The organism is Shewanella sp. A32, from assembly GCF_029167175.1.
GTDB lineage: Bacteria > Pseudomonadota > Gammaproteobacteria > Enterobacterales > Shewanellaceae > Shewanella > Shewanella yunxiaonensis.
Genome location: NZ_JARFTS010000001.1, coordinates 251,234 through 265,103, shown reverse-complemented (window position 1 = coordinate 265,103; position 13,870 = coordinate 251,234). Strand labels below are relative to the sequence as shown.

Genomic DNA, 13,870 nt, shown 5'->3' with positions numbered 1-13,870 from the left:
TTCATTTATGCGATGTAATAAAATTCCGTGGTAAAAATCCAACGGAAATATAAAAATAAAATAATAATAATCAAATATTTATATTTTTTCATTTTTGAAAAAATTTAAATCATCATTTACTGAATAGGTACTGTCGCTCTGTTGAGCTAAGGTATATATTCGCAAGCACATTCGACAATCAACATAAGCTGAAGCAGTGACCCACACTGCCACCTGTCCGAATGTGAGCAAAGTTGATAAAAGCACTAAGGAAACGCCATGAAGATAGCTTTATTTATCCCTTGTCTGGTCAATCAGCTGCTACCACAGGTAGCGATTGCCACAACGGAGTTGCTGGAAAAACTGGGGCATGACGTGATACTGCCAGAAGGGCAAACCTGCTGTGGTCAGCCAATGACCAACTCAGGTTGCTTTGACGAAGCGCGCAGTACCGTGATGAAGTTGCTCAATGCTTTCAAAGGTGTCGAGTGTGACGCCATAGTCTGCCCAGCTGCCTCCTGCCTGGTGGCCGCCAAGGAAAACTTCCATGAATATGACAACAGCCCTGAAGCCAAGGCTGTTATCGATAAGCTCTATGAGCTAACCGAATTTTTACATGATGTGGCTCCGGTAGCTAGCTTCCCACGCCCATTCCCACATAAAGTCAGCCTGCAGTTATCCTGCCACGGTCTGCGTATGTTGGAACTGGCTAACGCGAGCGAAAGCATGAAACCCGGCTTTAACAAGATGGCGGCATTGCTGGAAAAAGTGCCAGGCGTCGAGATCCTCTATCCAGAACCTCGTGATGAATGCTGTGGTTTTGGCGGTACGTTTGCCATGGATGAAGGCGCAGTATCGGCCAAGATGGGCAATGATAAAGCCCAGGCACACGCAAATACTGGCGCCGAATATATTGTCGGATTTGACCCATCCTGTCTGATGCACCTGGATGGATTAGTCCGTCGTCGCAAACTGCCGATTGAAATCCGCCATCTGGCGCAGATCCTCAACGACGCCATCTAGGAGCCACGTGATGTCACAAGCACAAACCAGCGCTGGCCACGCCGACAAGGCCGATATTTTTTGCAAAGACGAAGCCCGGGTAGACTGGCACTCCAAAGCATTGTGGTTACTGCGCCAGAAACGCGATCGCGCCGCCGCTGCGGTCCCGGAATGGGAAGATCTGCGAACTCTGGGTTCAGAAATCAAACTGCACACGCTGACCCACCTGCCCCAGTATTTGGAGCAGTTTGAAGCCAACTGCCAGAAGAATGGCATTATCGTTCACTGGGCCAAAGACGGTGATGAACACAACCGCATCGTCCATGAGATCCTCAGCCAGCACCAGGTGAAAAAACTGGTGAAATCCAAGTCGATGCTGACAGAAGAATGTCACCTCAACCCTTATCTGGAAAGTAAAGGGATTGAAGTTATCGACACCGACCTCGGTGAACGTATTATTCAGCTCAACAAGCAGCCACCATCACATATTGTGGTGCCGGCAATTCACCTGAAAAAAGAGGAAGTGGGTCAGCTGTTCCACGAAAAAATTGGTACCGAAGCCGGTGCCAGTGACCCGACCTATCTCACCCGTGCAGCGCGTGCCCATCTGCGTGAGCAATTTCTGACGGCGGATGCCGGTATGACCGGGGTAAACATGGGGATTGCTGAAGAAGGCGCCATCGTGGTGTGTACCAACGAAGGTAACGCCGACATGGGCTGCAATCTGCCGAAACTGACATTGCACTCCATGGGGATTGATAAACTGATCCCGAACAAGGCCGCAGCATCTGTATTGCTGCGCACACTGGCGCGTAATGCCATCGGACAGTTGATCACTACCTATAGCAGCTTCTACCACGGTCCCAAACCTGGTGGTGAAATGCACATCATCATCGTGGATAACGGCCGTAGCGAAATGCTGCAGGATAAACTGCTGGCAGAAAGCCTGAAGTGCATCCGCTGTGGTGGGTGTATGAATACCTGTCCTGTTTACCGTCGCAGTGGTGGTTACAGCTACAACTACTTTATTCCTGGCCCGATCGGTATCGCCGTTGGTTCAAAACACGATGACACCAACACTATTCCATGGGCTTGTACCCTGTGTGGCTCCTGTACCTATGTCTGCCCGACCAAGGTACCGCTGCACAACATTATCGCTTATCAACGGCGTCTCAAAGCAGAAGCGGGCAAACTGCCTTATGGCAAAGCTGGCTATATGCCAATGGTGGGCAAAGTGATGTCCAGCCCGACCTTGTTGAACTGTGCCATGAGTGTGGCCCGTTTCAGTCTGCGTTATCTGCCGGGCAGTCTGCTCAAGCCATTTGCCGGGGCTTGGGGTAAATACCGTGAGCTGCCAAAAGCGCCCGCCTCCAGTTTTGAGGCTTGGTACAAGAAGAACAGGAGCAAATAACATGTCCAGTAAAGCCGAAATGCTGGCAGCACTTAAGTCTGTCGCCCTGCCTGAACATCCAATGCCTGCAATTGAGATTGCGCCGCGTCTGGATGATTTGATAGGCCAATATGAAGCCAGCCTCAAAGCCTGTGGTGGCACACTGATCAAAGATAACGCCATGGAGGCGTTACAGTCTCAGGTAGCAAGCCTGGTAGCGGAAGGCAAGCAGGTGATTTCGCGCGTAGATGCCGTGGCCGGTAACCGTGAGGTGCCAAGCGATCCGCATGCGCTGAAAGATATCAACTACGCGGTGATCCCCGGGCAATTAGGTGTTGCCGAAAATGGTTCCATCTGGGTAACCGAAGATCTGGCTGGGATCCGCATCGCACCGTTCATTTGCGAAAACCTGATGCTGGTGCTAAAAGCCGAAGATGTTGTGGCTAACATGCACCAGGCGCTGGCGAAAATCAGTCTGGATAATACCGGTTTTGGTGTGTTCATTGCTGGGCCATCAAAGACTGCTGATATCGAACAAGCACTGGTTATCGGTGCCCATGGGGCCTGCACTTTGAATGTGTATCTGATTTAATCTTCAGTTACCGATTTGAAAAGCCGCAGTGATGCGGCTTTTCATTGGGTTAATTTACTGTTTATTAGTCTCGTCGGTTTGCTGTTTAATCACTTGCTGTAACTGTGACCAATGCTTGCTTAAGCCGGTTAGCAACTCCATCGGCAAGGGAAACACAATGGTTTTGGTATTTTCCCCGGCGACTTCCGTCAACGTTTGCATATAGCGCAGTAATAACGCATTAGGTTCTTCAGAAAGAGTGTGAGCGGCTTCCACCAGCTTCTGCGAGGCTTCTTTTTCACCTAAGGCATGAATCACCTTAGCGCGCCGTTCACGTTCCGCCTCTGCCTGTCTGGCAATAGCGCGGATCATGGTCTCATTGAGATCCACATGTTTGATCTCAACATTCGCTACCTTAATGCCCCAGATATCGGTATGGGCATCCAGGATCTGTTGAATATCGGCATTGAGCATATCGCGGTTGGCCAGCATTTCGTCCAGTTCATGCTGACCGAGCACCGAACGCAAGGTTGTCTGTGCCAGCTGACTGGTCGCATCGAGAAAATCTTCCACATTGATAATCGCCTTCTGCGGGTCCACTACGCGGAAATACAGCACCGCATTAACCCGTACCGACACGTTATCACGGCTGATCACATCCTGTGACGGCACATCCATTACCACGGTACGCAAATCCACTCTGACCATCTGCTGCACTACGGGGATCAGAATGATCAATCCGGGGCCTTTTACCTTATAAAAGCGCCCTAACAGAAAAACTACGCCTCGTTCATATTCCCGCAGAATGCGAAACATCGACAGAATCAAGGCCAATACCAACAGTAAGCTCGCGGCAATGGAAATATTCATACTGGAAATCATTTCATTCATAGCTGACTCCTCTGGCTATCGCTCGTGGGTGACAGATGTAATGTCAAACCCCTGATACCATCTACCCTCACTTGCTGGCCTGGCTGCAAAGGCATGTCACATTCAGCCTGCCAACGCTCCCCCATAAACAATACTTGGCCGCGGCCAGGGAACCCCGATTCTACTTTTGCATAAGCGCCAATCATGGCATCCAGGCCAGAGACTAAGGCCATGCGTCTGGCCCGAAGAATGAACGTCAGCAACACCACAAAAAACAGCACACTCAATAGCCCCAGCACAAATATGACCGGCCAGGCGATACGGTATGCCTCCAGGTCACTGTCTATCAGAAAGATGGAACCGAGAACAAACGACACTACGCCACCAAAACCGAGTATGCCAAAGCTCGGCACCAGTGATTCAGCAATAAGCAAGGCAATGCCCAGTAACAACAGCCCCACCCCGGCATAATTCACTGGCAATAGCTGGAACGCGTATAACGCCAACAACAAACAGATGGCACCGGCCACCCCGGGGATCCCAACGCCTGGATGATAAAATTCCAGAACCAACCCATAAATGCCTGCCAGCATCAGAATGTAGGCGATATTAGGATTGGTGATGGCATTGATAAAGCGGGTGCGCCAATCGGGACGCTGATCTATAAGGTCAGCGTTAGCGGTGTGCAGTAACACGGACCCGGCGGCAGTTTGTAGCTGTTTCCCATCAAGTTGGAGCAGCAGTTGCTGTGGCGATATGGAAATGTAATCAATCACCCCAAGCTTTAATGCTTCAGTTGCTGTGAGTGTTGCCGCTTCTCGCACTGCCTGTTCCGCCCACTCGGCATTACGCCCCCGCAGCTGCGCCAAACTGCGAATATAGGCAATAGCATCGTTGAGCATCTTTTTCTCAGCACTGGAAGGTGTCGCGTCATCTTTTTTGGACTCAGCGCCGCCCAACTGAATCGGAGTAGCCGCACCAAGATTGGTTGCGGGTGCCATCGCCGCCACATGACAGGCATATAGCATGTAAGTACCGGCACTGGCCGCTCTCGCGCCTGAAGGATAGACCAGACAAGCCACAGGGACCGGCGACGCCAAAATGGCCTGATTAATATCGCGTAAGCTGGAGACTAAGCCGCCAGGCGTATCCAGTGTGATCAGCACCAATTCCGGCTTTTGTGGGCGAATGGCTGCCAGGGCCAGTGCCCGATGCAGGTAATCACTGACACCTGGGCCGATCGCCCCCTGCACCTGCAACAACACTACCTGCGGGCGAGTATTGGACACCTGGGCCACGGCCACCGGTGCCAGCCATAAAGATGTCATGCTCAGCAGCAATAACAAAAGACGTATCAAGGTCATAGCAGCTTCTCCAAACGCTATAACCTAAGCATAGTAGTTTTTGCCACACAGCAATTGGCTGGAGATCTTCAGAGAATGGGAGACAGGGTGATGCCAGCAGACATCCTGGAGAATTCAGGAAAAAGCGCGGACTAACAGCTGCAGAATGATACCGGAAATGATGCCTGCCAATACGTCATCGGCCATCACGCCCAAGCCGCCTTTGACATTTCTATCCAACCAACGAATTGGCCAGGGCTTCACAATATCGAAGAAACGGAACAGGACAAATCCCACAATCGGCCACTGCCACCCATGCGGTGCCGCTAACATGGTCAGCAGATAACCGGCGACTTCATCCCACACAATCGCCTTATGGTCATGCACCCCCAAGTCGCGACAGGTTTTATCACAGATATAAACCCCAGCAACGCACACCAGGATGGTGATTATCACGTACATTGGCAACGGCAACAGACTGAGCAGCAGATACAAGGGAACGGTCGCCAAAGTCCCAAATGTCCCCGGAGCTACTGCCGCCAACCCACTGCCAAACCCGAGCGCCAGAAAGTGCACGGGGTTACGCAAGCTTAACGCTGCTAAGGCCTTGTCTTTTGAAAAGAAATTCATTGAAAATGCTCGAATCCGATAGGGGCAGGTACAAATTCTTCACCACGGAACTGCAATTTAAGCTTATTTAGCGCCTGAATTTGACCAATCTGCGAAAAACGCACACCGGCATGGCTCAAGGCCGTATCCAATGCGCCCCGTTGCGCTTCTGGCACGGTGAACAACAGTTCATAATCTTCACCGCCTGATAAGGCATAATTGATGGCAGTTTCAAGCGCCACACTGTCACGCATCGCAGGTGACAGCGGCAACTTTTCCACATCAATTACCGCACCGACGCCCGAAGCTTTAAGAATATGCTTAATGTCGGAATTGAGTCCATCCGACAGGTCGATAGCACTGGAGGCCAGCCCTCGCAGTGATTGCCCGGCCAGCACGCGTGGCGACGGATGATAATGACGATTGATGAGATAATCCCGATGTTCACTGCTGACTTCGCGTTTCCCCAGCAAGATATCCAGCCCTAAGGCCGAATCGCCAAGACTACCGGTAACATAAATCCAGTCGCCTGGCTTAGCACCACTACGTGTAATCGCTTTGCCTTCCGGCACCTGTCCATGCACGGTAATAGTGATAGATTTGGGGCCTCGGGTGGTATCGCCGCCCACCAGGGAGATCATGTAATAATCAGCGGCTTCAAACAACCCGGTCGCAAATGCTTGCAGCCAGACATCATCAGCGGTTGGCATGGTCAGCGCCAGCGTCATCCAGGCGGGCTCGGCGCCCATTGCCGCCAGATCCGACAGATTAACGGCTAATGCTTTATAACCTAATGCCTGGGGAGGCATTTGCGGCAGGAAATGCACATTTTCTACCAAGGTGTCGGTAGAAATTGCCAATAATTTATTCTCGGTGGGTTTTACCAGTGCACAATCATCGCCAATGCCCAGTTTCACATCCTTGCGGTGCTGGCTTTGACCGGTAAAGTAATGTTCGATTAGTTGGAATTCTTTCATTGTTACTCTGGCCGCTTTCGGCCTCCCGTCTGGCAATGAAAAAACGGTACCCGCAGATACCGTTTATCGAGTCCCGCAATTACTTGCTGTTAACCAGCTTATCCAGGATGCCGTTAACGAACTTATGGCTGTCTTCCGCACCAAAGGTCTTGGCCAATTCTATGGCCTCATTAATCACCACTTTGAATGGCGTATCTTTACGATATTTCAGTTCAAAAGTGGCCAAGCGCAGAATCGCTTTTTCTATCGGATCAACTTCATCCAGCGGACGTTGTTCCAGATGCGGGATGATCAGTTGATCTAACTCCATATGTTTGCCGGCAGCGCCCACAAACAGCTCGCGGAAATAGGGCACGTCGACCCCATCGATATTCTGTTCAGTCAGAAATTCGTGCTCAACATCGGCAACATTGTTCCCGCTTAACTGCCATGAATACATGGCCTGTACCGCTAACCGGCGGGCTCTGCGGCGTTCAGAAGGTTTCATGGTGGTTCCTGTTACAGATGTTGTTCAAGCTGTTGCAGCACGTTGATCATTTCCAGCAGACTCAGCGCTGCTTCTCCGCCCTTATTGCCGACTTTCACACCGGCGCGATCAATCGCCTGCTCAATGGTGTCGGTAGTCAGTACCCCGAAGGCCAGCGGAATATCAAATTCCAACGCAACATGTGCTAGGCCCTTGTTACATTCACCGGCAACGAAATCAAAGTGCGGCGTGCCACCACGGATCACAGCACCCAGCGCTATAATACCGTCAAATTTGCCACTGGCGGCAACCCGGCGGGCAGTCAAGGGCAACTCATAAGCTCCTGGAACCCGAACCACAGTGATATTGTCTTCACTCACCTGGCCAAAGCGCTTGAGCGTATCCAGCGCACCGTCCAAAAGACTGTCCACAATAAAGCTGTTAAAGCGGGACACAACAATCGCCACTTTGGCATTTTTTGCTTCGATATTACCTTGAACCACGTTCATGTCGTTACCTAACTAAACTAAAGAGCACCCGATTAAGGGCAAAAATCGGCGCTATAATAGCATGCAATCCGTGCCCGCGCCGCTGAGTTTTAACAAATAATCACTTAATTACTGTCAGAGTCATCCGGAATATACTCGGTGACTTCCAGACCAAACCCCCCCAGCGAATGATAACGCTTAACTGAGCTCAATAAGCGCATGCGCTTGACGCCGAGGGTTGCCAGGATCTGTGAACCTACCCCAACCCGCTGCGAAGTTTTCTGAGAACGGTGAGGTAATGCCTGTTCGCCTTTATCTTCAGCTTCGAATGCTTTGACTTTGGCGATCACATCACTCATCGGTTCCTGATTACCCAACAGCAACATCACGCCGCCTTCCTTGCCAATGAGTGCCATGGCTTTATCGAGCGGCCAACTGCGGACTTCATCGCGTTCGGAATACAGCAGATCGTGGAAAGTGTTTTGCAGATGCACTCGCACCAGCAGGTTATCAGTAATTTCCCCACGTACCATCGCATAGTGCAACTGGTTATCAATGGTGTCGCGAAACGCGTGCAGTTCAAACTCACCGAAACGGGTTGGCAGTTTACATTTACCTTCCAAAATCACGGTGGTTTCGGTGTTATTGCGATATTCAATCAAGTCGGCAATGGTGCCCACTTTGATACCATGCGTCTCGGCAAATGCTTCCAACTGTGGGCGACGTGCCATAGTGCCATCTTCGTTAAGCACTTCAACAATGACGGCCGCAGGCTCCAAGCCAGCCAAACGCGCTAAATCACAGCCAGCTTCGGTATGGCCGGCACGTACCAGCACCCCGCCATCTTGTGCCATCAACGGGAAGATATGCCCGGGTTGCACGATATCTGCTGGTTCAGCATGCTTGGCAACGGCTTTCTGAACGGTTACCGCGCGGTCGTGGGCACTGATGCCCGTGGTAACACCTTCGGCCGCTTCAATGGATACGGTGAAGTTAGTCGAAAACGGCGCACTGTTATCTTTTACCATTAACGGCAAGTGCAGCTGCTGACAACGTGCTTTGGTCAAGGTCAGACAGATCAGCCCTCGGCCGTAACGAGCCATAAAGTTGATCGCTTCCGGGGTGATTTTTTCAGCGGCAATAATGATATCACCTTCATTTTCCCGGTCTTCGTCATCCATCAGAATGACCATTTTACCCTGACGGAAATCCTCGACGATCTCTTCAATACTGTGTAACGCCATGATACAACCCCATATACGACTTTAGGAGCCACACTTTGGCAGCAATTGGGCTCGCCAAAATCGTGGTTTAGTAAGTGTGATGAATTCTAACGTGTAATCGGTCAAGCTCCAGTGCTTGGTTAAAAATTATCACTGATTAACGAATAAATCCGGCTCTGGCGAGCTGCTCCAGCGACACACCACCGGCAGCTTTTTCTGCTGATGATTGCTGCATCAGCCGCTCCAGATAACGGGCAATCTGATCCACTTCCAGATTCACCAAATCGCCCGCTTTGAGTAATGGCAATGTCGTCTCGCCGGACGTATGTGGCACGATGGTCAAACGGAAGCGATTATCCTTGACTTCATTGACCGTGAGGCTGACACCGTCAATGGCAATCGAGCCTTTATGCGCAATATAGCGCGCTAATGTTTGCGGCGCTTCCAGCCAATATTCAGTCGCCTTACCGCGGGCACTGATTTCCAGCACTCGCGCCTGTCCGTCTACATGCCCGCTAACCAGATGTCCGCCCAGACGGGTACTCGGCGTGACCGCTTTTTCCAAATTCACGGCCTGCCCGACTTGATAACGGTCAAACCCGGTAAGACTCACGGTTTCAGCAGAGATGTCGGCCACATAGCCATCCGATAACCGTTCAACCACGGTCAGACATACGCCATTAGTGGCGATACTATCGCCTAACTGCACATCACTGAGATCCAGCTTGCCACTGGCTACCGTCAGGCGAATGTCATCACCGCGGCGCTCAATGCGGCTGAGGTGCCCGACAGCTTCAATAATTCCGGTAAACATGATTAATCCCCTAGTTTCAGCGTCAGGCGATTATCGACACCGACTTTACGTTGTTCTATTAATTGTAGCGATGGGAGGTCCGATAGCTGTTGATACTGTGGCAGTTGCAACAAGTTGCGCCCACTGGCACCAAGAATTTTCGGTGCCTGATACAACACCAATTCATCCGCCAGCGCATTACTGATAAATGCACCACACAAAGTTGCGCCCGCTTCCACCAGCACCGAGTTACAACTCGTTGCCAAATACTGCAACAAGGCGCTGAGATCTACGCGTCCGGCCACATCGGGTAATTGTAAACACTGTACATTTGCTGGCAGTGTTCTCATAAATTCTGCGGGGTACGCCTGACAACTGACCAGCAGAGTTTGCCCCGGCAAAGACAGCATGCGCGCAGTCGCCGGCATCCGGCAGCGGCTATCCAGCACCACACGCAGCGGTTGTATGAGTTCATCTTCATCAAGTTGCTGCTGTAAGTAGCCCAATTGCTGATATCGCACATTCATTGAGGGATCATCAGCCAACACTGTATCAATGCCGGTAACGACAGCGCAGCTTAACGCCCGTAGTCGCTGTACATCTTCGCGTGCCGCTGGCCCGGTAATCCATTTGGACTCGCCATTTGCCAACGCGGTCTTGCCATCAAGACTCGCCGCGAGTTTCACCGTGACGTATGGTCGGCCACGTTCCATTCGCGACAGAAACCCCGGATTCAGTTTGCGCGCTTCATCAGCGAGTAATCCTGAGCAAACGTCAATCCCGGCAGCTTGCAACATGGCGATGCCACGCCCGGCGACCTGGGGATTAGGGTCAGTCATGGCAATCACCACCCGCTTCAGCCCCTGCGCAATTAAACCGCTGGCACAGGGTGGTGTCCGGCCATAATGACTGCACGGCTCCAGCGTGACATAGGCGGTCGCCCCTCGCGCTTTGTCACCCGCCATGCGCCAAGCATGGACTTCGGCATGCGGCCCGCCCGCACGTTGATGCCAGCCTTCCCCCACAATCACGCCGTTGGCATCAACGATAACGCAACCGACATTAGGATTAGGGCGGGTGGTATAACGGCCACGACGAGCCAGCATGATAGCCCGGCTCATCATTGTGATATCAATGGTCGACCACATGATTACTTCTTCTGCAGACTGGCGATAGCTTCGCCAAACTCTGAGACATCCTCAAACGCACGATATACCGATGCAAAGCGGATATAGGCCACTTTATCCAGCTCAATCAGCTGGTCCATCATCAGATTACCGATCATCTCAGAGGTGACTTCTCGTTCACCGGTGGCGCGCAGCGCCGATTTAATTTTGTTGATGGCTTCTTCGATTTTATCGATGGAAACCGGACGCTTTTCAGCAGCACGCAACATACCACCGCGCAATTTGTCCTCGTCAAACGGCTGGCGCGAACCATCGCGTTTAATCACTCGAGGCATTACCAATTCCGCGCTTTCAAACGTAGTAAAACGTTCATGGCACAGCGTGCATTCGCGACGACGACGCACCTGATGGCCATCCGCCACCAATCTGGAATCAATCACTTTGGTATCAGTCGCACTGCAAAATGGACAATGCATTATGCCTCCTGCGCAAAACAAACCGGGCTGTTCCAGCGGGGAACAGAAACAAAAATGGCCGCTGAATGCAGCGGCCATGCCAGTTTAATCGATCTGCCTGAAAAGGTTAACCGTAAACAGGGAAGCGAGCGCACAGTTCCAGCACTTTGCCTTTCACTGTGTCAATAACGGCTTCATCACTGGCGTTGTCCAGCACATCACAGATCCAGCCGGTGAGCAGTTTAGCTTCGGCTTCTTTGAATCCACGACGAGTGATCGCCGGAGTACCAATACGGATCCCGGAAGTCACGAAAGGTGAACGTGGGTCATTAGGCACAGAGTTTTTGTTAACGGTAATGTTGGCACGACCAAGGGCGGCGTCGGCTTCCTTACCAGTCAGTTCACGGCCGATAAGATCTACCAGCATCAGATGGTTGTCAGTGCCGCCAGAAACGATCTTATAGCCACGTTCCAGGAACACTTCTACCATCGCCTTGGCGTTGGTCACAACCTGCTGCTGATAAGCTTTGAATGCTGGCTCTAACGCTTCTTTGAACGCCACAGCCTTACCGGCAATCACGTGCATCAGTGGACCGCCCTGACTGCCCGGGAATACCGCTGAGTTCAGCTTCTTATACAGTTCTTCGTCATCGGCAGCAGAGAGGATCAAACCACCACGAGGACCCGCCAGGGTTTTGTGCGTAGTAGTCGTCACCACATGTGCGTGAGGGATTGGGCTTGGATATACACCTGCAGCCACCAGACCAGCAACATGGGCCATATCCACAAACAGGAAAGCACCGACTTTATCAGCAATTTCACGCAGTTTGGCCCAATCAACGATACCAGAATAAGCGGAGAAACCGCCGATGATCATCTTCGGCTTATGTTGCAACGCCAATGTTTCCAATTCAGCGTAATCAATCTTACCCTGATCATCGACACCGTAAGGAATGATGTTAAACAGTTTACCGGAGAAGTTAACCGGTGAGCCGTGAGTCAGGTGACCACCATGAGCCAGGTTCATCCCCAGCACAGTATCACCGGGTTTCAACAACGCCATGTACACAGCGTAGTTTGCCTGAGAACCTGAATGGGGTTGCACGTTGGCATAAGTCGCACCAAACAGCTGCTTAGCACGCTCAATGGCAAGATTTTCCACCACATCCACATACTCACAACCGCCATAGTAACGCTTGGCAGGATAGCCTTCGGCGTACTTGTTGGTTAACTGTGAGCCTTGGGCCTGCATGACCCGTGGGCTGGTGTAGTTTTCGGAAGCGATCAGCTCAATGTGTTCTTCCTGACGACGGTTCTCATCTTCAATAGCCTGAAACAGCTCCGCATCATAGTCGGCGATGTTCATACTCTTCTTCAGCATTGGTTACTCCAGCTGGACAGTCTTATCGGTAGGGTTGCGCGTATTCTACTCTGCTCTGCGTCACAATCCCAGCACAGAGGAGGATGAAAATCCTTCCACAGAAAGATGACAGTGTTTCACTTTACGAACAACTGGCTCACCTGCGAGATACAGCTTCATCTGCTTGCAATACCCCAAATGCAATGCCAGTATCTGAAAAAATTAAAATAACCTCAAGGAACTGCTTCCGAGATGAACGTGCGGCTGTTTTCGCTGTTATTGTTAATGTTATTAAGTGGCTGCGCCAACTATGTGGCGCATCAGATTGCCGAACCACAGCGCCAACCCAGTAAAATTGTCGCGTCAGAGGATTATTACCAGAACGTGGATTTACAGCGCCACGACAACTGTCAGGCGCCCTGTATCCACTATGTCAGTGGTACACCGTGGACTGCCCAGCCCCCGAACAATTTTGCGGCAATGGATATTGTCTTTGGTGGTAACACCGAGATTTCGCCAGCGCCCTTTTCCGTCAAAGGGACGGTAGTATTGCTGCATGGCTACGGCGCCAATTGGAGTTACATGCTGCCGTGGAGCTTTTATTTTCAGAGCCGCGGTTTTCACACTTATATGCCAGATCTGCCAGGTCAGGCCAGCACCTCTGTCAGTGATTTCAGCTATGGTACGCGGGATGTTAATTACCTGAAGCCCTGGTTTCAGGGATTAAATGCACCGCGACCACTGATCATCGTCGGACACTCAATGGGCACCATCAGTGCCACTTATCTGGCAAAGGCACTGAATGCAGACGCGCTGGTGTTATTAGCCCCCAGCAGTCCGTTAAAACAAGCCGCTCCCGGTGCAGCCAGAGCCTTTCATCCGTTTTTGAGTCTGCTGATCCCCAACAGCAGTATTAATGCGGGAACACAGCAGGCGTTGCAACAACTGAAAATTGCCGATGTGGATACAGATTTGCGAGCGATGCTGGCAGGCTGGGCCCAACCGACATTGGTGGTGAGTGCGGCGCAAGATGAGGTGATCGCTACCGACTGGCCAGCACAATTGAATAGCCTACAGATGCAACGTCATCAGCGTGATGGCAATCATGTGGCGGTACTAAAGCCTGACAGCGACGCCCAGCAGCTGATGGACAACTGGCTTAAGACGGCACTGTCTTTATCCATGAAGTTACCGGCTGCCAACTGATGGCAGCCGTC

15 protein-coding genes are annotated in these 13,870 nt (G+C 51.5%); 4 read left to right on the top strand and 11 right to left on the bottom strand.

All coding sequences use genetic code 11. The features are described from left to right. Nucleotides 1–258 precede the first annotated feature (258 nt). The 3 genes from PY479_RS01140 to PY479_RS01130 are packed head-to-tail and all read left to right on the top strand — an operon-like array spanning nt 259 to nt 2,963. A complete protein-coding gene (locus tag PY479_RS01140; RefSeq protein WP_212595769.1) occupies nt 259–1,002 on the top strand; it encodes a (Fe-S)-binding protein in 744 nt (247 codons plus the stop codon). Between the two features lie 10 nt (nt 1,003–1,012). Continuing rightward, a complete protein-coding gene (locus PY479_RS01135) occupies nt 1,013–2,392 on the top strand; it encodes a lactate utilization protein B (protein WP_275482589.1) in 1,380 nt (459 codons plus the stop codon). Between the two features lies 1 nt (nt 2,393). Then, nucleotides 2,394–2,963 (top strand): LUD domain-containing protein, encoded by a 570-nt coding sequence (locus PY479_RS01130; protein ID WP_275482588.1) that lies wholly within the window; start codon nt 2,394–2,396, stop codon nt 2,961–2,963. A gap of 54 nt (nt 2,964–3,017) precedes the next feature. Here PY479_RS01130 and PY479_RS01125 read toward each other — a convergent pair whose 3' ends face one another. The 11 genes from PY479_RS01125 to glyA all read right to left on the bottom strand — a co-directional run bounded on the left by PY479_RS01125 (nt 3,018) and on the right by glyA (nt 12,674). Beyond that, on the bottom strand, nt 3,018–3,833 hold the full coding sequence (locus PY479_RS01125) for a slipin family protein (protein WP_212595766.1): 816 nt from the start codon (nt 3,831–3,833) through the stop codon (nt 3,018–3,020). Then, nucleotides 3,830–5,176 (bottom strand): nodulation protein NfeD, encoded by a 1,347-nt coding sequence (locus PY479_RS01120; protein WP_275482587.1) that lies wholly within the window; start codon nt 5,174–5,176, stop codon nt 3,830–3,832. The genes PY479_RS01125 and PY479_RS01120 overlap by 4 nt, the downstream gene beginning before the upstream one ends. Before the next feature lie 114 nt (nt 5,177–5,290). Beyond that, nucleotides 5,291–5,785 (bottom strand): phosphatidylglycerophosphatase A, encoded by a 495-nt coding sequence (locus PY479_RS01115; protein WP_212595764.1) that lies wholly within the window; start codon nt 5,783–5,785, stop codon nt 5,291–5,293. After that, nucleotides 5,782–6,741, bottom strand: a complete 960-nt coding sequence (thiL, locus tag PY479_RS01110) for a thiamine-phosphate kinase (protein WP_212595763.1) — start codon at nt 6,739–6,741, stop codon at nt 5,782–5,784. Before thiL ends, PY479_RS01115 begins: the two co-directional genes overlap by 4 nt. 79 nt (nt 6,742–6,820) lie before the next feature. After that, nucleotides 6,821–7,228: a transcription antitermination factor NusB gene (nusB, locus tag PY479_RS01105; protein ID WP_212595762.1), complete on the bottom strand. Its 408-nt coding sequence runs from the start codon at nt 7,226–7,228 to the stop codon at nt 6,821–6,823. Nucleotides 7,229–7,239: 11 nt separating this feature from the next. After that, nucleotides 7,240–7,716 carry a 6,7-dimethyl-8-ribityllumazine synthase gene (ribE, locus tag PY479_RS01100; protein ID WP_275482586.1) on the bottom strand — a complete coding sequence of 159 codons (477 nt, stop codon included), beginning with the start codon at nt 7,714–7,716 and terminating at the stop codon, nt 7,240–7,242. Between the two features lie 104 nt (nt 7,717–7,820). Beyond that, nucleotides 7,821–8,939: a bifunctional 3,4-dihydroxy-2-butanone-4-phosphate synthase/GTP cyclohydrolase II gene (ribBA, locus tag PY479_RS01095; RefSeq protein ID WP_212595760.1), complete on the bottom strand. Its 1,119-nt coding sequence runs from the start codon at nt 8,937–8,939 to the stop codon at nt 7,821–7,823. Between the two features lie 136 nt (nt 8,940–9,075). Next, nucleotides 9,076–9,732: a riboflavin synthase gene (locus PY479_RS01090; RefSeq protein WP_212595759.1), complete on the bottom strand. Its 657-nt coding sequence runs from the start codon at nt 9,730–9,732 to the stop codon at nt 9,076–9,078. A gap of 2 nt (nt 9,733–9,734) precedes the next feature. Then, nucleotides 9,735–10,859 (bottom strand): bifunctional diaminohydroxyphosphoribosylaminopyrimidine deaminase/5-amino-6-(5-phosphoribosylamino)uracil reductase RibD, encoded by a 1,125-nt coding sequence (gene ribD, locus PY479_RS01085; RefSeq protein WP_275482585.1) that lies wholly within the window; start codon nt 10,857–10,859, stop codon nt 9,735–9,737. Between the two features lie 2 nt (nt 10,860–10,861). Further along, nucleotides 10,862–11,314: a transcriptional regulator NrdR gene (gene nrdR, locus PY479_RS01080; RefSeq protein WP_133039304.1), complete on the bottom strand. Its 453-nt coding sequence runs from the start codon at nt 11,312–11,314 to the stop codon at nt 10,862–10,864. Between the two features lie 106 nt (nt 11,315–11,420). Next, nucleotides 11,421–12,674, bottom strand: a complete 1,254-nt coding sequence (glyA, locus tag PY479_RS01075; protein WP_275482584.1) for a serine hydroxymethyltransferase — start codon at nt 12,672–12,674, stop codon at nt 11,421–11,423. A gap of 231 nt (nt 12,675–12,905) precedes the next feature. Here glyA and PY479_RS01070 point away from each other — a divergent pair, with 231 nt between their 5' ends. Next, a complete protein-coding gene (locus PY479_RS01070; RefSeq protein WP_275482583.1) occupies nt 12,906–13,859 on the top strand; it encodes an alpha/beta fold hydrolase in 954 nt (317 codons plus the stop codon). The last annotated feature ends 11 nt before the right edge of the window (nt 13,860–13,870 follow it).